21 protein-coding genes, 1 pseudogene and 1 riboswitch are annotated in these 25,609 nt (G+C 36.0%); of the genes and pseudogenes, 9 read left to right on the top strand and 13 right to left on the bottom strand.

Annotation, left to right across the window (positions count from 1 at the left end; genetic code table 11):
- Position 1: 1 nt before the first annotated feature.
- From CSE_RS00165 to CSE_RS00155, 3 genes are read right to left on the bottom strand one after another with little or no spacing between them, the layout of a single operon-like run.
- Complete coding sequence (locus CSE_RS00165; RefSeq protein ID WP_014452572.1) at positions 2 to 1,372, bottom strand: ABC transporter substrate-binding protein; 1,371 nt, start codon at positions 1,370 to 1,372, stop codon at positions 2 to 4.
- Positions 1,372 to 2,091 carry a DUF364 domain-containing protein gene (locus CSE_RS00160; protein WP_014452571.1) on the bottom strand — a complete coding sequence of 240 codons (720 nt, stop codon included), beginning with the start codon at positions 2,089 to 2,091 and terminating at the stop codon, positions 1,372 to 1,374. Before CSE_RS00160 ends, CSE_RS00165 begins: the two co-directional genes overlap by 1 nt.
- The gene (locus tag CSE_RS00155; protein WP_014452570.1) at positions 2,058 to 2,645 is read right to left on the bottom strand and encodes a nucleoside-triphosphatase; all 588 of its coding nucleotides are present in this window, start codon (positions 2,643 to 2,645) and stop codon (positions 2,058 to 2,060) included. The genes CSE_RS00160 and CSE_RS00155 overlap by 34 nt, the downstream gene beginning before the upstream one ends.
- Positions 2,646 to 2,757: 112 nt before the next feature.
- Here CSE_RS00155 and CSE_RS00150 point away from each other — a divergent pair, with 112 nt between their 5' ends.
- Both CSE_RS00150 and CSE_RS00145 read left to right on the top strand, forming a co-directional pair.
- Positions 2,758 to 4,038, top strand: a complete 1,281-nt coding sequence (locus CSE_RS00150) for an MFS transporter (protein ID WP_014452569.1) — start codon at positions 2,758 to 2,760, stop codon at positions 4,036 to 4,038.
- On the top strand, positions 4,035 to 4,541 hold the full coding sequence (locus tag CSE_RS00145) for a transcription repressor NadR (RefSeq protein ID WP_014452568.1): 507 nt from the start codon (positions 4,035 to 4,037) through the stop codon (positions 4,539 to 4,541). Before CSE_RS00150 ends, CSE_RS00145 begins: the two co-directional genes overlap by 4 nt.
- Positions 4,542 to 4,705: 164 nt before the next feature.
- On the opposite strand, the gene CSE_RS00140 is transcribed toward CSE_RS00145, so the two are convergent.
- Positions 4,706 to 7,129, bottom strand: a complete 2,424-nt coding sequence (locus tag CSE_RS00140; RefSeq protein ID WP_172633848.1) for a cation-translocating P-type ATPase — start codon at positions 7,127 to 7,129, stop codon at positions 4,706 to 4,708.
- Between the two features lie 649 nt (positions 7,130 to 7,778).
- Here CSE_RS00140 and CSE_RS00135 point away from each other — a divergent pair.
- Positions 7,779 to 9,050 (top strand): ATP-binding protein, encoded by a 1,272-nt coding sequence (locus CSE_RS00135; RefSeq protein WP_014452566.1) that lies wholly within the window; start codon positions 7,779 to 7,781, stop codon positions 9,048 to 9,050.
- 273 nt (positions 9,051 to 9,323) lie between these two features.
- On the opposite strand, the gene nadE is transcribed toward CSE_RS00135, so the two are convergent.
- The 4 genes from nadE to CSE_RS00115 all read right to left on the bottom strand — a co-directional run bounded on the left by nadE (position 9,324) and on the right by CSE_RS00115 (position 14,306).
- Positions 9,324 to 10,250 (bottom strand): NAD(+) synthase, encoded by a 927-nt coding sequence (nadE, locus tag CSE_RS00130; RefSeq protein WP_014452565.1) that lies wholly within the window; start codon positions 10,248 to 10,250, stop codon positions 9,324 to 9,326.
- A 15-nt stretch (positions 10,251 to 10,265) separates the two neighbouring features.
- Positions 10,266 to 11,363, bottom strand: a complete 1,098-nt coding sequence (locus CSE_RS00125; protein ID WP_014452564.1) for a tungsten cofactor oxidoreductase radical SAM maturase — start codon at positions 11,361 to 11,363, stop codon at positions 10,266 to 10,268.
- 62 nt (positions 11,364 to 11,425) lie between these two features.
- Complete coding sequence (locus CSE_RS00120; protein ID WP_014452563.1) at positions 11,426 to 13,234, bottom strand: aldehyde ferredoxin oxidoreductase family protein; 1,809 nt, start codon at positions 13,232 to 13,234, stop codon at positions 11,426 to 11,428.
- A gap of 37 nt (positions 13,235 to 13,271) precedes the next feature.
- A riboswitch (molybdenum cofactor riboswitch) is annotated at positions 13,272 to 13,381 on the bottom strand.
- A 58-nt stretch (positions 13,382 to 13,439) separates the two neighbouring features.
- Entirely contained in the window at positions 13,440 to 14,306 is an 867-nt protein-coding gene (locus tag CSE_RS00115) for a cation diffusion facilitator family transporter (RefSeq protein WP_014452562.1), read from the bottom strand.
- Between the two features lie 110 nt (positions 14,307 to 14,416).
- Here CSE_RS00115 and CSE_RS00110 point away from each other — a divergent pair, with 110 nt between their 5' ends.
- Complete coding sequence (locus CSE_RS00110) at positions 14,417 to 15,289, top strand: hypothetical protein (RefSeq protein WP_014452561.1); 873 nt, start codon at positions 14,417 to 14,419, stop codon at positions 15,287 to 15,289.
- 65 nt (positions 15,290 to 15,354) lie between these two features.
- Here the strand turns inward: CSE_RS00110 and CSE_RS00105 are convergent, their stop codons facing one another.
- The 3 genes from CSE_RS00105 to CSE_RS08110 all read right to left on the bottom strand — a co-directional run bounded on the left by CSE_RS00105 (position 15,355) and on the right by CSE_RS08110 (position 19,667).
- Complete coding sequence (locus CSE_RS00105; RefSeq protein WP_014452560.1) at positions 15,355 to 15,888, bottom strand: hypothetical protein; 534 nt, start codon at positions 15,886 to 15,888, stop codon at positions 15,355 to 15,357.
- 132 nt (positions 15,889 to 16,020) lie between these two features.
- Positions 16,021 to 16,890 (bottom strand): carboxypeptidase regulatory-like domain-containing protein, encoded by an 870-nt coding sequence (locus tag CSE_RS00100; protein WP_407919061.1) that lies wholly within the window; start codon positions 16,888 to 16,890, stop codon positions 16,021 to 16,023.
- 233 nt (positions 16,891 to 17,123) lie between these two features.
- Positions 17,124 to 19,667: a stalk domain-containing protein gene (locus CSE_RS08110; protein WP_070104775.1), complete on the bottom strand. Its 2,544-nt coding sequence runs from the start codon at positions 19,665 to 19,667 to the stop codon at positions 17,124 to 17,126.
- A gap of 411 nt (positions 19,668 to 20,078) precedes the next feature.
- On the opposite strand from CSE_RS08110, the gene CSE_RS00090 reads away from it, so the two are divergent.
- The 3 genes and pseudogenes from CSE_RS00090 to CSE_RS08175 form a co-directional block, all read left to right on the top strand.
- Positions 20,079 to 20,588 (top strand): hypothetical protein, encoded by a 510-nt coding sequence (locus CSE_RS00090; protein ID WP_014452557.1) that lies wholly within the window; start codon positions 20,079 to 20,081, stop codon positions 20,586 to 20,588.
- Positions 20,589 to 20,668: 80 nt separating this feature from the next.
- On the top strand, positions 20,669 to 21,268 hold the full coding sequence (locus CSE_RS00085) for a GNAT family N-acetyltransferase (RefSeq protein WP_050981286.1): 600 nt from the start codon (positions 20,669 to 20,671) through the stop codon (positions 21,266 to 21,268).
- Positions 21,269 to 21,539: 271 nt separating this feature from the next.
- Positions 21,540 to 21,716: pseudogene (locus tag CSE_RS08175) on the top strand (cation transporter dimerization domain-containing protein); the annotation flags it as partial.
- On the opposite strand, the gene iorA reads toward CSE_RS08175, so the two are convergent.
- The gene (gene iorA / locus CSE_RS00075) at positions 21,713 to 23,551 is read right to left on the bottom strand and encodes an indolepyruvate ferredoxin oxidoreductase subunit alpha (RefSeq protein WP_014452554.1); all 1,839 of its coding nucleotides are present in this window, start codon (positions 23,549 to 23,551) and stop codon (positions 21,713 to 21,715) included. The pseudogene CSE_RS08175 and the gene iorA overlap by 4 nt on opposite strands.
- Before the next feature lie 110 nt (positions 23,552 to 23,661).
- On the bottom strand, positions 23,662 to 23,871 hold the full coding sequence (locus tag CSE_RS00070) for a YgaP family membrane protein (protein ID WP_014452553.1): 210 nt from the start codon (positions 23,869 to 23,871) through the stop codon (positions 23,662 to 23,664).
- Positions 23,872 to 24,431: 560 nt separating this feature from the next.
- Between CSE_RS00070 and CSE_RS00065 the strand changes: the two genes are divergently transcribed.
- Positions 24,432 to 24,848 (top strand): HEPN domain-containing protein, encoded by a 417-nt coding sequence (locus CSE_RS00065; protein WP_014452552.1) that lies wholly within the window; start codon positions 24,432 to 24,434, stop codon positions 24,846 to 24,848.
- A 4-nt stretch (positions 24,849 to 24,852) separates the two neighbouring features.
- Positions 24,853 to 25,188 carry a nucleotidyltransferase domain-containing protein gene (locus CSE_RS00060; RefSeq protein ID WP_172633847.1) on the top strand — a complete coding sequence of 112 codons (336 nt, stop codon included), beginning with the start codon at positions 24,853 to 24,855 and terminating at the stop codon, positions 25,186 to 25,188.
- Positions 25,189 to 25,609 lie beyond the last annotated feature (421 nt).

Genomic DNA, 25,609 nt, shown 5'->3' with positions numbered 1-25,609 from the left:
GTTAACTTCCAAATATATACTTTAGATCCTCATCAGTTAAATTATAGTTAAATATCTTATCGTAGAACTCCTTTGATTCATTTCTTAAATTGAAATTAACTTCGTTTGGATAAAGAACATTTGAAAGCCACATAATACCAAGCACAGACTCTAACTCAGGAAGGTCATACGAGCCAATAAACTGCGGCATCACAAAGACTTTTTTGTTTCTCACTGCATTCACATTTTGAAGGACGCTATTCGAAAGAACCGATTGCACTGTATCAGAGCAGTATGGAGCAAGTATAATATAATCAGGGTTGTAGTTTAAAATTTGCTCAACCGATACATCAACCTTTCCACCTTTAAGCGTTGATGTAACACTTATGCCGCCGGAACGTGCAATAATTTCATTCTGAATGAGTGTTGAGCCTGCCGTTTGCGTGAGTTTTCCAAGTGCAAAATACACCTTCTTTTTATTCTGTAAATACTTTGTCTTACTTTCAATGTATTGAAGTTTCGAGTTTATATACACAAGAACCTTTTTTGCATCTGCATCTTTTCCAAGAATAGTCCCCAAAAATTGCGTTGACTTAAGGATACCTGAAACTGACTCAACATCAAGTAGGGCAACAGGAATACCCGCTTCAACAAGTTTATTAATTGGCGTTGTTGCATTAGTAATAACGAGGTCTGGCTTAAAAGATAAAATTGTCTCAACATTGGGGTTTCTGTAGTCTCCACCATTTGGAACATTTTTTGCCTTAGGGAAAACTTTTGAAAAATTATCCATATTCAAAACCTTTGCAGATGGCATTGCTGAAATTTTATCCTGCATGTTTAAAGGAAACAGTAGCAAGGTTGCCATAGGATAAAGGGAAACAATTTTATTAATTTTCTTTGGCACGATTATCTTTCTTCCAGTTGTGTCATACGCAACAATAAGTTGCTTTGGAATTTCAATTGAATTTGAATTTAAACTTCCTCCAAAAAGATTTACGATATCTTTTTGAGATACAAGTGTGCGTCCATTTTTAAGAATAGGCATTTCGATATTTACACTTTTGCCATTTAAAACTGCTTCGCTTTTGTTAAGCCATAAAGTAACCTTAATGTCATTAAGAGTAATTGGAATGGATTTATCCCTTGGGTTGTATGAAATTGTGCCACCCAATTCTTCAATAACTGTCCTTATGGGGACAAAAAGTGTATCACCCTTTAAAACTGGTGCAACATCAATTTTCTTCTCAAAGCTATCAATTTTGAATGTGTTTGAACCTCCCTTAAATTCAAAAGTGCCCATTGGCACATACGATGCACCTTTAATTTGCATCTTTGGAAAAAGTGTAAAAATAAGCACAACAACAAGAATTAACGAAAATAATCTTTTCATTATATTGCCTCCTTCTTTAAAACAATATATTCAAGATGCTTTTTAAAATTAGAAAGTTTTCCACCCTGAGAGATTGCATCAAGCACAAATTGTGGATTTTTTACAATAGATGCACCAATTATATCAACACTGTAATCAAAAAGAACCGATGATGGTGGTGTTGACGGCCCGAAAACAATCGTAATTCCTTTTCTTTTAAGCGAAAGAAGACTTTCAAGGCTCTTGTTTGATAAAGTTGAGCCTGTTATTGCAACAATATCTGCATCAGGAATAATATAGTATGCGGCTGTATCAATTGTATCTCCTTCACGAGGTGTTCGCTCAAGGATAATCACTTCTTTTGCTCTTTTCCTAAGAGACTCTGAGATTGGAAAATGTCCTACAAACACAACACGTTTATTATCCGCAATGCTTTCAATGTAATCAAGCATGTTTACGTTTTCATATTTTTTAGGTTTATCAAAAAGAGAATTAAATGTTGCAACACCAATTGAAACCTTTGTAAGGTTAAACGTAAGCATATACTGAAGAAGTTCTTTTACGCTTTTCCCTACAAGATTTCCTGCATCTTCAACCTCATCATAGATATTTGAATATGTAAGAGAAATGCCAACACCTTTTGACTTCACCGCACTCCACACAACGCCAACTCTTACATCTTTTACTACCTCATTGTGGTATGTCTTTACACTTTCGATGAGGTCTTCATATAGTCCCATATATACCTCCAGATTTCGTCAGGCAATGTATCCCTATTCTCTTTATTTACTTCAAAAACACGGTTTGCCTTTTTGAGTGCACTTTCCAAAAATTCGTTTAAGTCGGATTTAACCACATAAAAGACAAGTTTATTGCTTTCAAGCACCTTAAAAACCATCTCTTTAAAATGGAGGGCATTATTTTCAAGAAATCCAAGTTCATCCATTACGATAATATTTCCATATTTAAGTGCATCTTGAAGCGCCTTTAATCCAACAGTTTCAAAAGTCTCCGTAACAGGATGAATCACGAAATTATCATCAAAATAGCCAATTATTCCCTTTTCAAGAGTTCTAAGATTTACTAACTCAAATCCAATGAGCGCGCTTCCCTCAATAACAGGCAAAGTCCTAAATCCAAAAGGAGGCTCACTTATGTAAGATAAAACTCTACTAAGGACGGTTGTTTTACCAATTCCTATAACACCTTTAAGTGCAACCTTTAAATGCGGCACATCGCTAACAAATTCAATTTTCTCCGCTTTTGGCATATTCATAGTCAATAAATTATACATTTTTTTGCCAACGTGTCAAGCATTTCGTTATGAAAATTCATAAAATTGAATAACTTTTTACATCTCTTGACATATGTATATACATATGTATAATATTACGGAGGTTGTTGAAATGGACATAGAAGAACTTTTGGAAAAAAGAGTCTCAAGAAGTGTTCAAATTAAACTTGTATTAATTTCTTCAATTTATTGGAGTATCGTTGCAGCAGGTGTAATGGTTCTTAGCCTTACACTTCCAAAGATTGCGCAAACTTATGGATTACAAAGTACTACTGCAAGCCTAATTGCATCATCCACATTTTTTGGTATGCTTACAGGTGCATTGCTTTCAGGAAACATTGCAGACATTATCGGAAGAAAACCTTTAATTGGTATTCTTGTTTCAATTATCTCAATTTTTAGCGCTTTGTCAGGATTGAAGATTAATTTTTCAACACTTCTTCTGGTTAGGTTTATCACAGGCTTTGGGCTTGGTGGACTTTTACCCGTTGTGAATGCGTATTTAACAGAGTTTTCGCCAAAAGTCGTAAGAGGTAGGCTCCTTGTAATCCTTGAAGGCAGTTGGGCAATCGGTTCAATTATCATTGGCATTGTTGCAATTACCTTGGGGAAAACCAATTACTCAGTTACATACTTTGTATTTCTCTTAGGACTATTAACGCTTGTTTTCCTAAAATTTATCCCAGAATCAATAAAGTTTCTTCTCAAAAAAGGTAGAATTGATGAAGCAAAGAAGAACCTCATACTCTTGGGAATAGATTACGATGGTGTTATCGAAATTAAAAAAGAAAGTGTTCTCAGGGTGCCTATTTTAAACTTGTTCAGAGAAAAGTACCTTGCAATAACACTTATGGTCTTTTATGTTTGGTTTGTTATCTCTTTCTCTTATTATGCATTTTTTACATGGCTTCCAAGGGTTATTTCAAGTTTGATTGGAACTGAAATCACTAAATCCATAAACTACACCTTTACGATGTTAGTGATGCAACTTCCAGGGTACTTGCTTGGCGCATACATTATTGAAACAATTGGACGAAAGAAAAGTTTGTTTATTTCACTTTTAGGGACATCCATAATGGCATTCTTCTTTGCAACATCAAGGACACCAAACCACATTTTAATCAATGGAAGCCTTCTTACGATTTTCTGCATGAGCGCATGGGGTATAATCTATGCCTACACACCAGAACTCTATCCAACAGAATTTAGGGCAACTGCAAACGGATCCGCTGGTGCGCTTGCAAGAGTTGCAGGAATACTTGCACCAATTTTCATATCCTCTCAATTCAAAAACCTGACTTTCGCAATCTCGACACTCGGTGTTATCCTTGTTATAGGTGGCATTCTTGTCCTTGTAATAGGCAGGGAAACCAAAGGTAAGAGTATAGGATGAAGGAGAAGGAAACTCGCCTCAAGGAAATTTTAAAACTACTTGAAGATAATGTGCCTATAAGTGGCACTATCCTTGCAAATAAATTAGGTGTAACCAGGCAAATAATCGTTCAGGACATTGCAGTTCTTAAAAGTAGAGGCTATAATATCATTTCAACTGCAAGAGGATATATCCTTAACAAAAAAGCGCCTAAATTTGTAAGACTTATTGCAGTAAGGCACGAAAAAGGTGATATTAGGAAGGAACTTGAAATTATTGTTTCAAATGGAGGAGAGGTGTTAGATGTGATTGTCGAGCACCCAGTTTACGGAGAAATAAAAGGATATTTAAATATAAAGACACTTGACGATATAAAATCATTTATCACTGCAATGGAAACAGCACATGCAGAACCACTTCTAACCCTCTCCCACGGTATTCACCTTCACCACATAGGTGCAGACGGAGAAGAGATTCTTGATAAAATTGAAGAGAAATTAAAAAACGAGGGGATTTTGCTTTAATCACAATCTATTTGCAACTACATACGGTCAAAAAATGGATTCACATCCTGAATTTCATATTTTGAATAGCGATGTTACCCCGAAAAAGGTATTCATTCAAGATAAATAAATATCGCGCCCTTAAATTTGGCAACATTTTTATAACTTTTTCAATTACTTTCTAATTAATAACTTCTTTTGGCAATATATTTTCTCAATTCAAGTAAGCCAATTAATACAAACATTACCAAGAAGACAAGGAATAACTCAATCGGCTTAATATACGCAAGGTTGAGCGCGTTTCCAATTGATGGGACATATATTCCCATAAGGATAAATGCAAGTGCAAGTATTGCCCAGAGATCTATAATTATATTTTTGAAAACTCCCTGAGAAAGTAGCGGCTCATGCTCAGAGCGTGAAGTAAATGCAAGAAGCACATACCCAAACATCCATGCAGAGAATGCAAAAGTCTGCATAACTTTAACATCAGTTGTTATGTGTCTTGCATAGAGATATACTCCAAGAACTCCTATGAAAAGTAAGAAGCTACTTACGGCTATATCCAATAGAGTCCTTGTGTTAAATAAATTTTCTTTTGGATCCCTTGGAGGTCTTACATAGATATCTTTTTCTGCAGGTTCTGCAACGAATCCTGCTGATGCTGCAAGGTCCATAAATAACTCGAGCACAATTATAAGAATAGGCGCAAATGGCATTGGCAAGCCCAATATTACAGGTATAAGGAAAACGAGAATTAATGCACTCTTTATTGTAAGATAATATTTTATCCCTTTTTTAAGGTTGTCGTAGAATTTTCTTCCTTCAAAGAGCCCTTTCGTAATGGTTATATAGTTGTCATCAGCAAGGACAGCATCGGCTGCTTCTTTTGCAACATCTGTCCCTTTTATCCCCATCGCAATACCAACATCTGCAGCCTTTAAAGCGATAGCATCATTAATCCCGTCGCCTGTAACCGCAACAACATCTCCATTATCCTGTAATGCCTTAACAATTCTATACTTATGTTGAGGAGTGGATCTTGCAAAAATGCAAGATTTTTTTACTTTCTCTCGTAGCACTTCGTCACTCATTTTGTCAAGCTCAACGCCTGTTATTACTTCATTGCAATTTATACCAACGGCATGCCCTATTGCACTCACCGTAAGAGGATAATCACCAGATACAATCATTGTTCTTACATGTGCTTTATTCACCTTCGAGATTGTTTCTTCAACACCTGCTCTTGGTGGATCTTCAAAACTTATCAATCCAACAAAATCCATGTCATTTTCAATTTCTTCAAAAGGCTTGTCTTTTTGAGATTCATCAATTCTTTTATATGCTACACCTACTACCATTCTGCCGAGGCTTGCTTCATTATCTAAAAACTGTTTTACATTAGATGGTGCATCCTTTGAGATATTTATTACATCCTCGGGTGCTCCAATGGTGAAAACTTCGAAAACGCCATTTGATTTTCTAATATTTGACCTTGTATTTCTTCCACCTCTAACGCCGCCTTCACGATAAATTTCAGAGTCAAGTTTTACGCCGATTTCCTTTGCCTTTTCTCCAATTGCTATTTCAATTGGATTTGTTGTATACAGAGGGGTTGCTGCAAAAGCCTTTTCAAGCAACTCTTTCTCTTGTCCAACTGGAAACAAACTTGCAACTTTCATTTTTCCCTCAGTTATTGTGCCTGTTTTGTCCGTCACGATAATCGTCACGGTTCCCAATGTTTCTGCGGCTCTAAGTCTTTTAATGAGTAAATTATTTCTTGAAAGAGTGTAAGAGCCAAGAGCAAGAACCATAGTTATGATAATTGGAAGTTCCTCAGGGATTGTTGCAAAAGAAAGAGAAAGCCCCGTTAAAACCATTTGTTTAAAGTTCTGTCCCCTGAGAATTCCCAAAAGAGGAATAAATATTGAGAAAAATATCGCAACATAAACAAGTTTTCCTGAAAGTGATTTCATCGCAAGTTGAAGTTGCGTTCGTGGAGGCTTAACTGTTTTTATGCTCTCCGCAATTTGCCCCATTTTTGTGTTTTTTCCTGTCTCAACGACCTTTGCGTGACCTTCACCACTTAAAACAACGGTTCCCGCATAAACCATGCTTCCCTTTTCTTTTTTCTGTGGAAGGGATTCACCTGTAAGAGCCGAGTCATCCGTCTCAAGGCCAAGCGAAATCTCTACAACTGCATCTGCTGCAACTTTTGTTCCAGGAGTAAGAACGAGAATATCATCTTTTACAACCTCTTCCGTATCTATTTCTGTAACTTTTCCATCTCTTATAACTTTTGCCTTCGGTGCAGAGAGTTTCTCAAGAGCATCAATAGTTTTCTTTGCCCTATATTCGTTAAAAACCTCTGTCAAGACAAGTGCAAGGATAATTGCAAATATCGTAATTGCATCAACAAGTTTCCCCCAGATGCTATAAAGCACACCAACCACTATAAGGAGAAGTATCATCGGCTCTGTCACTTCATGCTTAAATGTTTCAAAGAAACTTATTTTTGACTTTTTAAATATGATATTCCTTCCAAATTTCTCCAACCGCTCTTTTGCTTCTTGAGTGCTTAAACCAACACTCACTTCTTGTTGATCCATCATTACACCTCCTTGTTAGCCTTCAGACGTAGCCCTAAAAACAATGCATTCCTATGCCAAATTATAATCCGCTTTTGAAAATTACAAACTTTAAGCATACTGTGATTTTCTAAAATTATTAGAATGCAACCTGACTTAATTTATCCACAATGCGAGGGGTAAAAGGCGGAGATTTCTCACTGCGTTCGAAATGACAATTAAAAGTCATTCCGAAGTGGCGAAGCCACGAGGAATCTCCTCCTTTTAATAGAGGGGGACTTGCGATTCTCTCCCTCTAACTCCCCCTGAAATGAGGAGATGCCTCAGAAAGTCATTTCGGCATGACAATTAAAAGTCATTCCGAAGCCGAAGGCGAGGAATCTCCTCTTTTTAATAGAGGGGGACTTGCGATTCTCCCACTCTAACTCCCCCTGAAAGGCGTAGATCCCTAATATTTGTTCGGGATGACTTCAATTAGAAAGGGGCACATCCCCTTTCTAACTTACCCCTAAGGATAAAAAGATTTTTAATGTTTATGGGTGGAGTTAGATTAACAAGACTCCCCATTTTTCACTTCTCACTTAAAAATTTCTTACTTGACTTTTTTAAATTGACCATTATAATATGTATAGTGGTCAAAAATAACCAATTTTGACCATTTAATGATAAAATGATAAAAAATACTGTTCTAAAGCAAAAATACGAAAAGGAAGAAATTTTAAAGGGCATTTACATTGAAAGAGAAAAGATAACTACGGCAAAAAAATGGCTTGAAAGTGACATTATTAAAGTTATCATAGGGCCAAGAAGGGCAGGCAAGTCAATCTTTGCATTTATGCTTTTAAAAGAATTGCCTTTTATGTATTTTAACTTTGATGATGAATCATTAAATCTTTCGGAAGTTCTTAATACCGATGAACTTATTAAGAACCTTCATGAAGTTTACGGAAACACCAAGTTTGTGCTTTTTGATGAAATACAAAATCTTCCAAGATGGGAACTCTTCGCTAATAGATTAAAACGTGAAGGTTACAATATTACAATAACAGGCTCAAATTCAAAACTTCTTAGTAAGGAACTTTCAACCGCCCTTACAGGAAGGCATATTCCCATAGAAATCCTCCCATTCAATTTCAAGGAATTCTTAAAAGCAAAGAATTACACGTTTGAGGAAGAATATCTAAGTATACCTCAAAAGCGAGGCATATTACTACATCTTGCTGAAGAATATCTTCTTAACGGCGGATTCCCAGAAATTGCCGTAAAAGGATTTGAACCAAAGGAATACTTAAAAACACTTTTTGATTCAATAATATTTAAGGATGTTGTAAAACGATACAGAGTAAAGCATGCTTCAGAAATAGATAATATTGCAACATACCTTATAAATAACTTTTCAAACCTGCTAAGTTTTAGGTCTATCCAAAACTTCCTATCCTTAAAAAGCGTTACCACAACCGAAAAGTACGTTAAATACCTTGAAGAGTCATACATCTTCTTTGAACTTTCTCAATATTCCTCGAAGGCTTCTCAAAGAATAAAATCTCCCAGAAAAATCTATGTGGTTGACAATGGATATATAACTGCAAAATCTGTGAGAACATCCTTAGATAGAGGCAAAATGCTTGAAAATCTTATTTTTACAGAACTTATAAAAAATGGTAAGAAACCAAACACTGAATTCTTTTACTACAAAACAAGAAATGGAAGAGAAGTGGATTTTGTTATAAAAGATGGTTTACAAATTAACACATTGATTCAAGTTTCATACGATACCACGAACATCGAAACAGAAAAAAGGGAAGTTAAAAGCCTAATTGAAGCCCAGGAAGAACTCAATGCAAAAGAATTAAAAGTTATAACCTGGGACGAGGAAAAAGAAGTTAATATTAATGGAACATCAATTAAATTCGAATCAATATTGAAATTCCTTTTTGGATAATGAATTAGACGTTTTCATACCCTTTCAAAATGGCTGAAGGACAAAAAAACGCGCTTCCTGTCACCCGATGAAACCATTAAATATGATAAGATTGTGGTTGCCATTGCAAAGACAATTTAAATTCAACAAGAAATCTATGCAATTTATCCCACCTTTAGTTTAGGCAGAATTGTCAATACCTGAATCATATATCAAATTAAGAAAAATAAATATTCTTGCTTAAGAAAGTTCTTAACAATGGTTTTCGGGATTAAATTTTGAGAATTTGTTTGTTTAATTTTTAATTTCTGGATGTGGGGGGAGTTCCCGCATGTGGGATGATAATTCCTTGAGGGTTTTAATGTATTCAATTTCTTTTTCGCTTATACCCTCATTTTTGAGTTCACTTTCAAGGTTGTGCTCAAGTGCATAAAGTATAATATCAATTTTTTCATACGGCATTTGTAAGGCAAATTCATCTGTTATCCCCGGCGCAAGATCAGGTGAGGGTGGCTTTTCAATAATCTCCCGTGGAACGCCTAAAAATTCACCAAGTTCTCTTACCTGAGTTTTATATAGGTCTGCAATGGGGTCAAAGTCAGATGCAGAATCTCCATATTTTACAAAATATCCTGTGAGTTTTTCCGTTTTGTTGCAACATCCTGCAACAATGTAATTCTTTTGTTCACCATAAAAGTATAGTAGCACTGCTCTTATCCGGTGCTTTGTGTGTAGGTAAGCATTTCCTTTCATTATCTCAATACTTCCTGCCCCACCTTTGAGGGATTTCAAAAACGAAGTTTCTTTTTCATCCTGATTTGATAAATACTTATTAATCGTATAACGCTCCTGAAACTTTCTTGGAATAAATAAAGGTGATGGTTCAAGAGAATAAACACCTATACTTCTGAGAATTCCTGTGATATTTATCTCTCTTAGTTCTACGCCAAGGGTTTCGGCAACAAGGCGTGCATGCTTTAAACTGTCTGGGTGAGTGTCACGCTCACCCATGAAAAGCGTAAGAATTTTTTCTTTTGGAAGCGCTCTTCCAAGCAAAAATGCAACAAGTGCTGAATCAATCCCACCCGAAAGACCACATATCACACCATTTGCGTTGCGTTTTTCAAACTGCTCTTTGATAAATTCCACAATTTTATCTACAACATTTTTGGGGTTTCTTAACTTTAGGTAATCTTTAATACCCGTTTCTATCGCCTCCAATAATTATTATAATACCTATGGACACTGAACAATACCCCTATACCACAAACAATCTGCACATGAGGGAGTGTTATTATAGCAATCCGAATCGCTTGTAAGACAAAAGTCGCAAACATTTTCAAGAGGACAATCAGTGCACGATGGGAAAAGAGCATTCTTAACATTAAATCTAAATCTCTTATAATCATTGGAATTCCATATTTCAAAAAGGCTTTTTTCATTGAGTGAACCAAAAGAATACTTATTCACAAATTTTTCTCTTCCATAGATATATTCAGTATACGAATGAAGAAGTCTATAGCAAGGATAAACTCCCATATCAACACCTATAACGGTTGAATTATTTTCAATAAACTGGCACTTCCTCTCGGTTAAAAGTTTAAATTTTGGATAAATAATTTTAAGTCTGTATTTCCCAATTTTTGTATTAAGTTTATCAATAAAGGTGGTGTCATCAAAGGAGCCATCATAAATTATCTCTTTTGAGAGTTCTTTTGAAAATGGCATTAGGTTTGACATAAGAATAGTAGTTATGCCTAATTTATCTGCAAGAGGCAGAAGATTTTCTATAAGACCAATATTGCTTTTCATCAAAACTACTTCAAGCCATACTTCTGGATTTGATTTTCCAAGTTTTTTCTTAACAGATTGAAGATATAAAACGTTATCTTCAACTTTACTAAAATCAGTCCCTCTTATGTCCATGTAGACTTCTTTTTCTGGCGCATCAATTGAAACAGTAATTTTGTCAACACCAAGATTAACAAGATCTTCCGCATATTTGTTCAAAAGCGCCCCATTTGTTCCAAATTCTACTCGATATCCTCTTTTCTTAGTTTCCTTTATAATCTCAACTATATCTGGGTGAACAAGAGGCTCGCCAATTCCTCCAAGATAAACGGTCTCAAGTTGCGGGAAATCTTTAAAATTGTCGAGGACTTTAAGATAATCAGAAAATTGCATCTGTCTTAGTTTATCCTGCCAGAATCTTCTAAAACACATTTTACAATTCAAATTACAAAAAGTAGTTATCTCGACATATGCTTTCTTAATGTCTCTTCCATCTGGGATTTCAACTGTGTATCCTTGAAATTTAAGTGTAAGTGAACCCACTTTAGCCTCCTAATAATTAAGGGAGGGATACACCCTCCCTTTTCTTTGATAACAAGTCTAAACTATTTTAGTCCAAGTTCTCTTAGTTTCTCTTCTTTTGGGTATCCCTTTTCGTCCCAACCACGAACTTTGTAATAATCGGGCAATGTTAGGTCAAGTCTAACAACTTGTCCTTTTGAAGCACCATCTGGAAGTGGCTCTTTAATGAATCTTTCAGGAAGTTTATCTTCTTCTGGTCCAACACCGAGATCGATATTCCACAGTCTTTCAAGGTTCCATATTCTTTCACCTGCTTTCATAACTTCATCCTCTGTATAGTCAAATCCTGTTGCCGCTTTAAGCATTGCTGTATAGTCAGATAATCCCAAAGCAAACGAAGTAAACAGGCATAATCCCTCAGAGTCAATTACTGCTGTAAGATCTTGGAACGTCTTAACCCATTGCGCTTTACCATCTGTTGCAAATGGGTCAAGTTTCTCGGGTACGCCAAGGATTTCTGGCGAAATCATATAACCTCTCACATGGCAACCACCACGGTTGGAGGTAGCATATTCAAGAGCATGTCCTTGAGCGCCTCTTGGATCATATGCTGGAAGTTCTTGCTTCCTTACACTCATTGAAAGTTCTGGATGCCCATATTCTGATGCAAACTCATAAGAGCCTTTTGCAAGTTTATCACCAATGCCTATTCTTAATCCAATTGCCTTTGTGTATTCGACAATAGCACTTGCATTACCAAACTTTGGTTCTGGGAGATCACCAATATGTTCCTTAGGCACATATCCTTTTTCATAAAGTTCCATTAGGGCAGCAATTGTTGCACCTGTAGCAATTGTATCAAGGCCAAGTTTATTGCAAAGGTGGTTTGCAGTAATAACCGCTTTGAGATCTTTCACACCACAATCTGCGCTGAATGCCCAACTTGTTTCATATTCAGGCCCTTCAACTTCTTCTTCGATTTCGGGAATTCTTACAACACGCCCACAACCTATTGGACATGCAAAACAAGCCTTGTTTCTTATAAGATATGTGTCCTTCAATTTCTCTCCTGAGACCTCGTCAACATATTCAAATGTGCCTTTTTGGAAGTTGTTCGTTGGGTACAATCCATGTTCATCAATAATGTGGTTTAGAACCATTGTTCCATATGTCGGAAGCCCCTGTGAAGTTACACCATTTGTCTTTATCTTGTCCATTGCAACACGCAACGCTTCTTTGAACGCTTCATTATCTGCAATTGGAGCCCTAAGATTTCCTTTTGCAACAACTGCCTTTAACATTTTTGAACCCATTACTGCTCCAACGCCAGTCCTACCTGCAGCCCTTGCCTTATCGTTAATAACACATGCTTGCATTGAAAGTTTTTCGCCTGCAGGCCCAATGCAAGCAACCTTTGCCGTTTTATCACCAACCTCTTCAAGAAGCATATCGGTTGTCTCATAGGTATCCTTACCCCAGAGGTGTGATGCATCTCTAATTTCCACATTTCCATCATGAACCCAAAGATACACAGGCTTGTTAGACTTTCCTTCCACAATAAGCATATCAAAGCCAGCCTTCTTTAACTCAGGACCAAAAAATCCGCCAGAGTTTGATGCAGCAATAACATTATTCAATGGTGATTTTGTAACAACATCATAACGCCCACCCGTTGGCGCTGTGGTAAGTGTAAGTGGACCTGTTGCAAAAATCAGTTTATTTTCAGGACCAAGTGGATCAGCATGCCTCGGAACTTCATCAAAGATGATTTTTGCAGCATAACCCCTTGCACCGATAAATTTTTTTGCAAGTTCCTCGTTAATAGGCTCGATCTCTACAACTCCTGTTGAGAGGTTTACTCTTGCAATCTTCCCCATGTAGCCACCTAACATCATGCACCTCCTTATAAATTTTTTTAAAAAAATAAGAAGCCCTTATTTTAGGGCTTCTTTGCAAGAAGGCAGGCTTGAAGATTGCTCTTCAAACCCTATCGCCTTGCTATCCCAAAGGGACACACAAGGTCGAAGCCTTTTATGTTATTATTAACGATTTTTAACTTTTGTCAAGAGGTAAACTTACTATTTTTGTAAGAATTTTTCAATTTTTATTACATGGTTCAATATGAATGATTACTTCAGTTATACCTTTTATACTCTTTTTAATAGTATCTTCAATTTCAGTTGCAATTGAATGCGCTTCGCCTACGCACATATCTTCTGGAAATTCAAGGTGAAGATCAACAACATAATATGACCCAAGTTTTCTTACTCTTATTTGATGTGGATTACAGACACTTTCAAAGCTTGAAATAATGTTTTCAACTTCTTTTGCAACGCTTTCGTCGGTTTCTTCCATTATTTCAGAAATAGCAGGTTTTAAAATATCAAACCCCATATAAATGATGATTATCGCAACAAAAAATGATGCAATGCTATCAAAATAACTCTTTCCTGTAAATCTTATAAGAATTGCACCAAGGAGAACCGAAATAGATGAAAGAATATCACCAAAGTAATCTTTTGCATTCGCAATAAGTGCTTGGTTGGAAATTCTTTTTCCAACAATGTTCATATATGCAGACAAAAATATTTTTCCTGCAATACTGATTGAAGCACCAATCATCATAAGGGTATCAAGTGCCTCAGTTTTACCAAATCTTATAATTGCTTCATACATAACAAATGCGCCTGCAAGAGCAACAGAAACACCGATTATACTTGATGAAATGGTTTCCGCTCTTCCATGGCCATAAGGGTGGTCAAAATCTGGAGGACGTGAAGCAATTTGCGTGCCCTTATACACAATAACATTTTTTACAACATCAATAGTTGTATCAAGACCATCGCCTATAAGCGCAATAGAATTTGCAATAAAACCTAAAAGAACCTTTAATACTGCAAGGAATGTATTTACTGCCATTGCAATCTTTACAGCACGCAACCCTGTATGAGTTCGTTCGTCCACTCTTTCGCCTCAATGTTTAAATAGCAATCAATTATACATTAACAAAGCATTTTTGAAAAATTTTCTGTAAATAATTTTTGCTCATAAAATTATTTTGAGGAGGTGAAACTATGAAAAAGTTTACAGTGGTTTTGATATTGCTTATTGCAATTATCATTCCCTCGTGTGCTAAAAAGCCAAGTGAATTTAATTTTGACAGGTTTAACGCAAAGAGTGTTGTTGAAGCATACATAAAATACATAAACGATGCAAACTATGATAAGAGTTTTGCACTTGCTCTCTCAAAATCTGCAATTGTTTGGCCAGGAATAGGAATCCTTGAAGAACTTACAAATTCAAAGGTAAAAGACAAATACGTAGAAATAAATTTAGAGCACATAAGCAATCCCGTTAATCTTGGTAATAGCCCCGACGAGGTTGAAATTGTAACACAAATGCATCTAAAACCTACAAACAAAGGCGGACAATATGGAATGTATTTTCCGACAGAGAAAGATACGTTTATGATCTTTTACCTCATTAAAAGAAGCGATGGCTATAAACTCTCAAAATCTTTTGAAACCGATTCTCTTATTGCAAATTATGTTGAAACAAATCCAGAACTATTCACGAATATAAAAAGTGCAATACCAAATAAGGTGAAAAGTGGCGATGAAGTCGAAATTGTGTTTGACTTAAACCCACCAAAGGCTCTTGGAAACATTGGAGAAGTGAGTTTTATATTGTATCCAGAGCCATCTACACCAAAATACCCTTATAATTATGAAACGGTATTTTATTCGGGTGATGATGTTTCAACAATTAAAATGAGGCATTTTGCCCTAATAAAAAGTGAAAATTCAAAATTTCCTGAGGAACACCCCGAAATAAATCTTGGACCAATCCAAATTGACGAGGAGGCTCAAACAGGTAAATACCGCATCTATTTGCAAACAAATGGGATTCTTTTTCCAATTTCGCCTTACATAATCGAAGTGTCATAACACTTTTATTTAAATCAAAAAAGGCAGGCATCTTAGCCTGCCTCATATTTCCAATTTTTAAAGAGTTATGGATTTGTTTGTGTTTTAATGCAAGTGCCGTTTCCCTGGCCTCTTTTTGCTTCACTATTACCAATACCGAATCTACCTTGATTACTTCCGTTTGCGCCTCTATCAGAAAGCCTGCCTGTAGAGGTTCTCTCAACCATTGTTTTTGTCCTTTCGGTAAGGGTTTTTACTGCGTTATCATACTGGGTTTGTGTGATCTTGCCCTGTGAAAGTAAGTCATTCAAATAGGTTGTCTTTTTTGAAACGATAAACTGAATAAGTTCTTCTTCTGTTTTTCCATGCTCTACTGCAATCGTTGCTAATGATTTACCAGAAATTCTTTCCGACTGAAGGGTTTCAACTGAAATTCCAAGGTAAGTTGCGATGTCACTTTCAAAGTTTTCAAACCTTTGACCAATTGCAACACCCTGACCTTTACCAAATCCAGCTCTACTTGCCGTTCCATTTCCTGTTGCAGCACTTACCACTGCAATACTTCCAAACAAAACCGCTACTCCTAAAATTCCTACTAAAAGCCATGTAAATTTTTTCATCTTTACCTCCTAAATTAAATTTTTATTTTTTACTACTACCCAAGTATAGAAAAACAATGTGAAGAGAATATGAAAAAATCCCCCACCTTTTGAAGTGGGGGAGATTGATACTAAAAACTTTTAAAGAGTCTATTAAAGTGTTATATCAAACGATTTTCCGAAATCTTTTACGTTTATTTCTATCGTTTTTATCTCATCACTTTTTAAATTTGGCGTTTTATTTTCAATAAGAAGTCGTGTGAGAAATCCTTTGTATTCACCGCTATTTATAACCCATCCAGCAAAGGTATATTGAGCGCCACTTATGTTAACTGTATACTCAACCGAATCTGTAGAATATCCATTTTGAGTTCCCTTTGAAACCTTCACGGTCAATGTGCCACTTGGAGTTATAACAAAGTTGTCATATTCATCTTTAAATGATGAAACAAAACTCTGTCCAATACTTGCGATATTCTCAATGTATCCCTTTGCCGTATCCTTATCAACGCTCATATTATTGCCACCTCCCATCTTTATCAAGCCTTTATCACCTACAACATAAATTTCCATATCTACTTTACCATCAGGATTGTATGAAATCAATTTTTCCTTATTACCAAAGTCATCTACGTAAATTTCAATGTTAGTTTGTAATTTGCCGCTTACTTCCTTCACCTTTAATGTATAGTAATAACTCTTTGCCTTTGATAGATCCGTTAGTTTCGTAAGAGTTTGTTTACTTAAACTTATAGAAACAGTTTTTGATGAGTCAGTAATTGAAACTTCCAGTGAATTATCAGAATAGCCCTCTTTGGACGCTTTTATGGTGTAAGTTCCACTTGATAGATTTTTAATCTCAACTTTACCAGAATTATCAGTAGTGCCACTTTGTCCATCTATCGAGACTTTTACACCTTCAATTGGTGAGTTATCGCCTGCATCCACTACCTGCACAGTGAGACTATATGTCTTTGTTTGATTTTGCGAAGTTGTCCCTCCGCTACACCCGAAGGCAAACAATACTAACAAAATAATTAAAAAACCGCAAACTTTCTCATAATTACTCCCTCCTTTTAGTTTGTATAATTAAGTATAATAAAATTTCTTTTGAATGTCAACCCTAATAACTGCACTATAAAAAGTCCGTAATATCTTGTTATCGCAACCATTATTTCTTAATCCTAAAAATTATTCCACACAGAACTTGTAGGGAAGATTTTGTCTTTCCTTATTCTATCCATTGTAACTTATCCTTACGGCTTTGGGTAAGTTATTGTAATTGTCTTTGTTGTGCCGTCCCACTGCACAACACAGCCAAGGGATTCAGCAACAAACCTTAGAGGAAGCATTGTCCTTGAATTGATTATCTCAGGCACAACGTTTTTATTATCAGGATCAATCTGAGTAGATACTCCGTCTACCATAGCAATTGCCTTTCCAATCCACAGTTCAATATTTTTTCCTTTGAAAGAAATTGTTACTTTCCTTTCTGTTCCATTCCAATCAATTGTTCCACCTAAGGATTCAACTACTGCTCTTATGGGAAGTAAAGTCCTTGAATTTTTAATGATAGGCGGTGAGTCAAGAGTTTTCGCTACACCATTAACAGTAAAGCGTGCATTTCCAATCTGAAGAATCATAACTATCTTATCCTCTACCTTCTCAAATACTGCCTCTATTGTATGATTACCTGTTATGTTCGTGAATGTATATGTTGAAACTGCTCCAACAGAGGACCCATCAACTTTTACTTCCTTTATCTTAAATCCTAAATTGGGTTGAATTGTGAATGTCTTTGAATCTCCATGATTTACTACAACACTTCCTGAGGGAGTTATAGAACCACCAGTGCCTGAAGATGCCGTTATAGTGAATGCTATCGCCTCAAATACTGCCTCTATTGTGTGATTACCTGTTATGTTCGTGAATGTATATGTTGAAACTGCTCCAACAGAAGATCCATCAACTTTTACTTCCTTTATCTTAAATCCTAAATTGGGTTGAATTGTGAATGTCTTTGAATCTCCATGATTTACTACAACACTTCCTGAGGGAGTTATAGAACCACCACTTGATGCAGAGGCAGTAATAGTATATGTATTCATTTTCCATTGTGCATAAACTTTAAGATCTTCCGAAATTACAACTGTGCTATCCGTAAAAGATGCTCCACTTCCATCACTTTTTGTATTCCAACCTGTAAAAGTATATCCCTCACGTGTTGGATTTTGTGGCATATCGGAGTCGAAACTATGGTTAAAGAGAATGTAACGCGTTTTATATGGCGAAGTATTAACATTATCGTAGAAGAATATATTAACGAGCGCAGGAGCAATTGCTAAGTTTGTGAAGTTCTTTTTAAGTTCAGGAGTTGTAACAGTTATTGAAAGAGATTTTGTTTCTGTATTTGGTGTGACATCGGAAACACTTACAGAAAGACGGGATAAAGAAGCAGAATAATTGCTAAAATAGGGTTCAGGGAAAACTATACTGCCACCGCCAATGTTGTGATAAATTATCCCATCATACATAAAACGTGCTAATAATATATCTGTGATATCAAAGCCAAAAGAGTTTGTTTCTCCAACCATCACAAATTCTCCACTATCTGTTCGTTTAACGTCATATGCACTGTCGAAAACTCTACCACCAATTCTTTTTGACCATTCAATGATACCATTTGACGAAAATTTTATAACCAAACAATCACCATTATTTACATCTGTATATCCCGCCGTAATAAAACTCCCGTCTACGTTTTTAGATATTGAATTTATTCCGTTTCCATAAGAACTCAGCAGTTTTTCAGCCCATAGAAGTGAGCCATCACTTTTAACTTTGAATAAAAGCGAAGACATGGAATCGTTTACTGTTGAACGGGATTCCCCTGCAATGATAAAACCTCCGTCTGAAGTTATGTCTAATGACTTACCAATTAGTTTGTTTCCTTGGAAGTATACTTTCGCCCATGTTAAAGTGCCTGATGAGTTTATCTTTATGAGTAATGTTCCCTCATCAAGAGTCGTTGAATACTGCTTTCCTAAAACTATGTATCCTCCATCTGAGGTTTGTTTTATTGAATGTGATATATTAATATTTGAATTCTTATAAGTTTTTGCCCAAGAAAGACTACCATTCGATGTAAGTTTTATAACTAAGAATAATTTTGCACTACCCTCTCCGTAAGTCCCAGCAATAACAAAACCACCATCAGAAGTTTCTGCTATTGAAGATGCCGTATCGTCAGAATTAGTTCCAAATGCTTTTGCCCACATAATATAACCTGATGAAGAGATTTTCATAACTAAAATGTCAGTTAATCCTTTCCCAAAAGATCTTGTATTACCTAACAAAATGTAGTTTCCATCTGATGCTTTTATAATCTTAACGCTTTTCTCGTATTCAGTTCCACCAAAGACAGCCCCCCACTTTACCCTCTTATCTAAGCCAACTCTTGCAACAAAAATGTCAATATCATTAGTGCCAATCGAATTCGGGCCCCCGTAGGCTCCTGCAACAATCATATCATCATCAGAATCAAGTATGATCGATGTTCCATATTCGCCTCCTTGTGAACTTCCTAATGTTCTTATAAAACCAGGCGTATTCGAAGAAGATTGCGAAGTCAATATAAGGTCGGAATAATTTATGACCTTCTCTCCCAATTTTACAGGCATTGACGAGATTTGCACATCCGACTCAAAGAGTGATAGATTTTTTGCAGTTGTAACATTCAAGGGGAAATAAAAAAAAGAGCCAAGGATTACTAAAACTACGGTAACAGCAATTGTTTTCATAAACAACCTCCTTTTGTTTGATTTAGAGAGTGGAAACCTCCTATGTTCCATTTTAGAAAAAGAATTTAAAAAAATCAAGGGGCAAATTTTCCCGTTAAAATTCCACATGAAATTGAGCCTTCCTTATATAAAAGCCTTTCAAAAATGTAAGTAAAGGTAAAATAAAGACATTTAGAACATTAAAAAGGAAAGAGATTACCTTCGTGTATAAAAAGGTATTGATTCTAATAATGTAGGCAAATTTATATAAGCAACTATTAAAGATTGAATTTAGATAAGCAAAGTAAATATTTCATAAAACATATTTGTAAAAAGTTTCAAAAGATTAAAAACATTAGTGCGATAACACAAAAGAAATTATACTTGCAATTTTCACAAGTTTGGTTACAATAAAACAAAAAGGAGGGAAAAATGGATGAAATCATTATTGAAGTAGTACCTGTTACATGGAGGAAAAGTCTTTTTAAGAGTGAACCATGGGCAATGATAATTACGAATGAAAGGCTCATCTTTGCAAAATGGACACAAGAATTATTTAACAAAGAGGCACAAAAACGAAAAGAGCAAACAAAGGAAGAGGGTGAAGGAAAACTAAAACAGTTTTTATCGCAACTATCTGCAAGTTTCTCATACTACGACAAGTATTACCAAATGCAACCAGAAGAAATTGGTCACGAACACCCTGATAACTTCTCAATCTACTCAAAGGATGTAACGGATATCAGATTAAGAAAAGGGACAGTTAGAGGAGGCAAAACTTCTCGTATAAATGTTAAGATAAATGTTGGCTCAAACGAAGTAGAAGATCTTGAAACTCCCCACGAACTTACCATGACCGTAAACGGACAAAAGATAGTATTTCAGTTTAACAAAAACTTTGAGGAAGTTAAGCAAGCCCTAAGCGGACTTTTTAAGTTCTAACTTTTAGAAATAATCGAAAACAAGTAAAATTTTTATAGAAAGATTTTTTGTTTTCCACTATAATGTTTGTGGGTGGAAAGATGTATGAAATCTTCATAAGAAAAGCACAAAATTCTGATTTTCAAGATTTTTATAATCTTGTATATTTTGCTTCGGGTAATGTCCTTGATTCTATATTTCAAGGGCTCACGAAAGATGTTTTAAAAGCGCTTTACAAAAACGAGAAAAATCTCTATAGTTTCAAACACACAATATTTATAGAAGTAAATGGGAAAATTGCAGGACTCCTTGTGGGGTATGACTTTCGAGAATCAAAATTAGAATCGATTAGCACATTCTTTAACATTATTCATGTTACAAAAGGAAATAGATTTGCAATCCTCAAAAACCTCTTTAAGGCATACACAAAAATAGGAAAGGCGCTAAGGGATGAATATTACATATCAAATGTTGCTATATACCCAGAGTTTAGAGGAAGTGGGCTTGGCACAAAACCCATGCTTCATGCAGAGCAAACTGCATCCAAAAGAAATTTAAAATATCTGTCGCTTGATGTTGAATGCAAAAATGAAACGGCAGTAAATCTTTATAAGAAATTGGGGTACAAAATCACAGAGAAAAAAACACTCAATCTTGGAAAAGTTTTCCACTTCTACAGAATGGTAAAAGAGATTAATTAATTTGATTTTTTTAAACAAGTTAGCATAATATATTGTAAGATGCATAGTATAACAGATCTGATGCGATTGCAACGCTCTTTGTTGCTTTTGGCCTAATATTCTCAAAATTTGGAATTTATAGAGTTGATGGAATTCTTGCGCTTGGTGTTGCAGGACTCATTGGATGGGTTGCAGTTGGACTTTTATATAGTTCAACCAATGCTATTGGCAAAGCATCAGATTCAGATCTAACTAATAAGATACTGATGCTACTTTGTAAGTTCCAGGGGTTCTAAACATCCATGAGATTTATGTGCATGATTATGTCACAAACACAATCATTTCATTGCATGTGGAAGTAAAAGACAACCTAAGTGTCGAAGAAGCCCATAATATTGCAAGTTCAGTTGAAGAGGCCGTCCAAAAGAGAGAGGCATACAACATAACTGTGCACTTTGATCCAATTTAACTCTTCCTTACCTTTATGGCTTTTTCAGGGCAAGTTTGCACGCACACAGCACAGCCATCACACAGAATTTCATCAATTTGAACTTTGTGGTTTTCCGTTACATACATTGCAGGACATGCAATCTCATTTATGCAGTTCATACAACCGGTGCACTTATCAAGGTCAACAACAAATGTGTATTTTTTCTTGGGGACAATGAGTGCACATTCCCTCTTTGAGATTACAACACTTACACCTTCTGTGTTGAGTGCTTCTTTTACAGCATCCGTTGACATTTTAAGGTTGTATGGATCAACCGTTTTTACAAAATCAACACCAAGCCCTTTTACAACATTCTCGATATCAATTTCCTTTTTATCCTCTTCGTCAAGGCCAGGGTTTGGCTGTGCACCTGTCATTGCAGTAGTTCTATTATCAAGAATAACAAGCGTAAAATTGTCTTTATTATGTACTGCATTTACAAGTGCAGGAAGCCCTGCATGGAAGAAAGTTGAATCACCAATGAAGGCAATGACTTTCTTACCCGAAAATTTTGACAAACCAGATGCAGTGCCAACACTTGAACCCATCGAAAGAAGGTAATCTGCCATATTAAACGGTGCATTTATAGAAAGCGTGTAGCAACCAATATCGTTTGGATAAATTGCATCAATCCCTAACTCGTTAACTGCTCTTTTTACAGCATCATACATTCCTCTATGTGGACACCCTGGGCAAAAAACGGGAGGGCGTGCAGCAAGAGGGAGGTCTGTTTTCAACGGTCTTGGTCTTTCAAAATTCACTCCCAAAATTTGTTCAAAGGCACGTTCAATTATCTCCTGATTGTATTCGTAAGCATACGGCAAAGTTCCGTCAAGTTTTCCATAGACTTTCTTATTAAGCCCATGCCTTCCAAGAATGTAAAAGATTTCTTTTTCCATTATCGGGTCAACTTCTTCAACAACAAGAATTTTATCTTTTTCTTTCAATGCACTAACAACAAGTTCCTCTGGGAATGGATAAGTAAGTGCAAGTTTAAGTACCGTTGCCTTGAGGTTCCTTTCGTAAAGTGAATCCATAACATAATTAAAAGAAACTCCAGATACGATAATAAGAAGTCCTGTATCAATTTTCCCCTCAACTTCAATTAATTTATTAAATACACTTTCATTTGCAACGTATTTTGCCTTTTTGAGTTTTTCAATGATTTCTCCCTTCGACCTATAGGCATTTGCAGGCACAGGCACAAGTTTAGATGGATCCCTTACAAACTCGCCTTTGGGAATATTTGTGAATATTTCACCCAGTTCAACTATGCCTCGCATGTGAGCAACGCGAGTTGTAGTCCTAAATAAAACTGGAAGCCTCACCTTTTCTGAAACCATAAAGGCATAAGGCATTAAATCTTTCATTTCTTGCGGAGTTGAAGGCTCAATAAGGACTGCGTTACCAAGTCTTGCGTAGTGCCTGTTATCCTGTTCGTTTTGTGATGAAAACATCGAAGGATCATCAGCCGACAATACAACAAGCCCACCTCTAATATCCGTATAAGCAAGCGACATAAACGAGTCAGATGCAACGTTAAGCCCAACATGTTTGAACCATACAAAACTCCTTAGTCCCGATACAGAACCCGATGCTGCAACCTCAAGAGCAACTTTTTCGTTTACGGAGAATTCAAAATATATGCCTAATTCCTTGTAGATTTCATAAAATGTATCACCAATTTCAGAGGAAGGTGTACCAGGGTATGTTGCAGAAACTGCAACGCCACCCTCAATTGCACCTCTTACGACAGCCTCGTTTCCAAGCAAAAATAGTTTCTCTCCACCTTTTTTAGAAATTAATGGATGCATTTTTCCACCCCTTTCTTATCATGCCACCAAATTGTATATGAAAATCACTTTTTAAAAAAATAAAAAGAGGGTTTTAACACCCCCAAAAACATATAAAAAGAACTAAAATTTTACTTTCTCGTTGAAATTCCGAGGAGTTTGTAAGCAAGGCAAAAGCCTGTAAGTCCTGTAATAAGTGCAATTACACCAATGATAATAAAGATAACCTTCAAAGTTGGATTTATCTGCGCAAATACAGAAAGAAGAATTAACACAACTCCTATGATAATTCTTATAATTCTATCAACGTTTCCTTCATTAGGAACTGGACATCCTTTCATTTTTCACCTCCAATAAAAATTCTACTCTATGTATTATACGCTCAATATTGACTTTGTCAATGTGTCTATTATACACACAGGAAAAAAACAAAATTTTTCTCCTATAAATCTGTAAGCACACAACACTACCTCCCTAAAACCCTATTTTTACAACCTTCTGAAGGAGTTAGATGGGGAAAATTGTAAGTCCCCTTCGATTTAAAGGAGGAGATTCCTCGTGGCTTCGCCACTTCGGAATGACAAACGATGGTTATCCCGAACGAATGTGAGGGATCTCCTTAGTTAAATCTGAGGGGGCAAAATACCCCCCTCAGTACTCCCCCCAAAAAAAGTCATCCCGAACGAATGCGAGGGATCTCCGCCTTTCAGGGGGAGTTAGAGGGGGAGTCTTGCTAATCCCCCTCTATTAAAGAAGGAGATTCCTCAGTCACTTTGCTCCTTCGGAATGACTAACAAAATAAAAGCATTCTGTTTCAGGGGAAGAATTGCAAGCCCTCCTCTAAATTAGGTATTCCTATTTTGCATTTTTTAAAATCAATATTGATTGTATAATATTCACGATGGAAAACTATTTTGATACCGAAGAATTTGAAAGATGGTTCAAGGAAAGCCTTTATACATTTGAATCTGCCACACACGATAAAGATCTCAAATTTTATAACTGGGCTTGCTTTAAATTTCAGCAAGCAGGTGAATATGCACTTAAAGCACTTTTGAAGGCTTTTGGGAAAAGCGCTTTAGGACATTCTCTACTTAAACTTCTTGAAGAAATAGAAAATTTGGGAATTGAGGTCTCAGAAGATTTAAAATCATCTGCAAGAATTCTTGATATGAACTACATTGCAACTCGCTATCCTGATGCATATCCCGAAGGTTCTCCACATGAATTTTTTGATGAAAATACCACTTCACTTTCCGAAAACGCCTCAAAAAAAATTATAGAATTCGTTGAGTCATTTAAAAACAACAATGTATAAGATAGTGAAAGACAAAATCCAAAGGCAAAAGGAATACATTGAAAAGGCAAAGGTTTATATCATAAACCTTTCAAAAAGGATTGACATAATTGAAGCCTTTGTAATTGGATCAGTTTCAAGGGGAGACTTTAATGATGCTTCCGATATAGATGTGGTAATCATTGCAAAAAAATTGCCAAAGCACCCTATTGAGAGAATGAAATTATTATACGAAAATATTCCTCCACTAATTGAGCCAAAAGCATACACTGAAGAAGAATTTCAAAGACTTCTTAAAAAGCAAAATCCCATTGCCGAAGAAACAGTAAAAATAGGGATAAAGATATACCCAACATTTTGAGGCGCAAAACTCCTCCTTTCAGAAGGAGTTAGAGGGGGAGTTTTATTGATTCCTCTCTAATATAAACTGAGGAGATTCCTCAGTCGCTTTGCTCCTTCGGAATGACAAACGACGGTCATCGAACGAATGTGAGGGATCTCCTCTTATTGGAGGAGGGATACCCTCCTCCAACTCCACCCTAAAAATAAAAAATTTTCTTAGCCTTTCAGGGGGAGTTAGAGGGGGAGAATCGCAAGTCCCCCTCTATTAAAGGAGGAGATTCCTCAGGCTAAAGCCTTCGGAATGACCTTTAATTGTCACTCCGAGGAATGAAATGACGAGGAGTCTCCGCCTTTAAATCTGAGGGGACGAAATCCCCTCTCAATACTCCACCATAAAAATTATCTTTACCTTTTAGGGGTTTAGAGGGAAAATATCACAG

The organism is Caldisericum exile AZM16c01, from assembly GCF_000284335.1.
GTDB lineage: Bacteria > Caldisericota > Caldisericia > Caldisericales > Caldisericaceae > Caldisericum > Caldisericum exile.
This window is presented reverse-complemented; position numbering and strand designations above follow the sequence as displayed.

Excerpts from the sequence above, each read along its gene's own strand:
- CSE_RS00070 (WP_014452553.1), bottom strand. The coding sequence starts at position 23,871 with ATGAAAGGATGTCCAGTTCCTAATGAAGGAAACGTTGATAGAATTATA.
- CSE_RS00120 (WP_014452563.1), bottom strand. The coding sequence starts at position 13,234 with ATGTTAGGTGGCTACATGGGGAAGATTGCAAGAGTAAACCTCTCAACA.
- iorA (WP_014452554.1), bottom strand. The coding sequence starts at position 23,551 with ATGCATCCATTAATTTCTAAAAAAGGTGGAGAGAAACTATTTTTGCTT.
- CSE_RS00140 (WP_172633848.1), bottom strand. The coding sequence starts at position 7,129 with ATGGATCAACAAGAAGTGAGTGTTGGTTTAAGCACTCAAGAAGCAAAA.
- CSE_RS00110 (WP_014452561.1), top strand. The coding sequence starts at position 14,417 with ATGAAAAAGTTTACAGTGGTTTTGATATTGCTTATTGCAATTATCATT.
- CSE_RS08110 (WP_070104775.1), bottom strand. The coding sequence starts at position 19,667 with ATGAAAACAATTGCTGTTACCGTAGTTTTAGTAATCCTTGGCTCTTTT.
- CSE_RS00165 (WP_014452572.1), bottom strand. The coding sequence starts at position 1,372 with ATGAAAAGATTATTTTCGTTAATTCTTGTTGTTGTGCTTATTTTTACA.
- CSE_RS00105 (WP_014452560.1), bottom strand. The coding sequence starts at position 15,888 with ATGAAAAAATTTACATGGCTTTTAGTAGGAATTTTAGGAGTAGCGGTT.
- CSE_RS00135 (WP_014452566.1), top strand. The coding sequence starts at position 7,779 with ATGATAAAAAATACTGTTCTAAAGCAAAAATACGAAAAGGAAGAAATT.
- CSE_RS00150 (WP_014452569.1), top strand. The coding sequence starts at position 2,758 with ATGGACATAGAAGAACTTTTGGAAAAAAGAGTCTCAAGAAGTGTTCAA.
- CSE_RS00160 (WP_014452571.1), bottom strand. The coding sequence starts at position 2,091 with ATGGGACTATATGAAGACCTCATCGAAAGTGTAAAGACATACCACAAT.
- CSE_RS00090 (WP_014452557.1), top strand. The coding sequence starts at position 20,079 with ATGGATGAAATCATTATTGAAGTAGTACCTGTTACATGGAGGAAAAGT.
- CSE_RS00145 (WP_014452568.1), top strand. The coding sequence starts at position 4,035 with ATGAAGGAGAAGGAAACTCGCCTCAAGGAAATTTTAAAACTACTTGAA.
- CSE_RS00155 (WP_014452570.1), bottom strand. The coding sequence starts at position 2,645 with ATGTATAATTTATTGACTATGAATATGCCAAAAGCGGAGAAAATTGAA.
- CSE_RS00065 (WP_014452552.1), top strand. The coding sequence starts at position 24,432 with ATGGAAAACTATTTTGATACCGAAGAATTTGAAAGATGGTTCAAGGAA.
- CSE_RS00085 (WP_050981286.1), top strand. The coding sequence starts at position 20,669 with ATGTATGAAATCTTCATAAGAAAAGCACAAAATTCTGATTTTCAAGAT.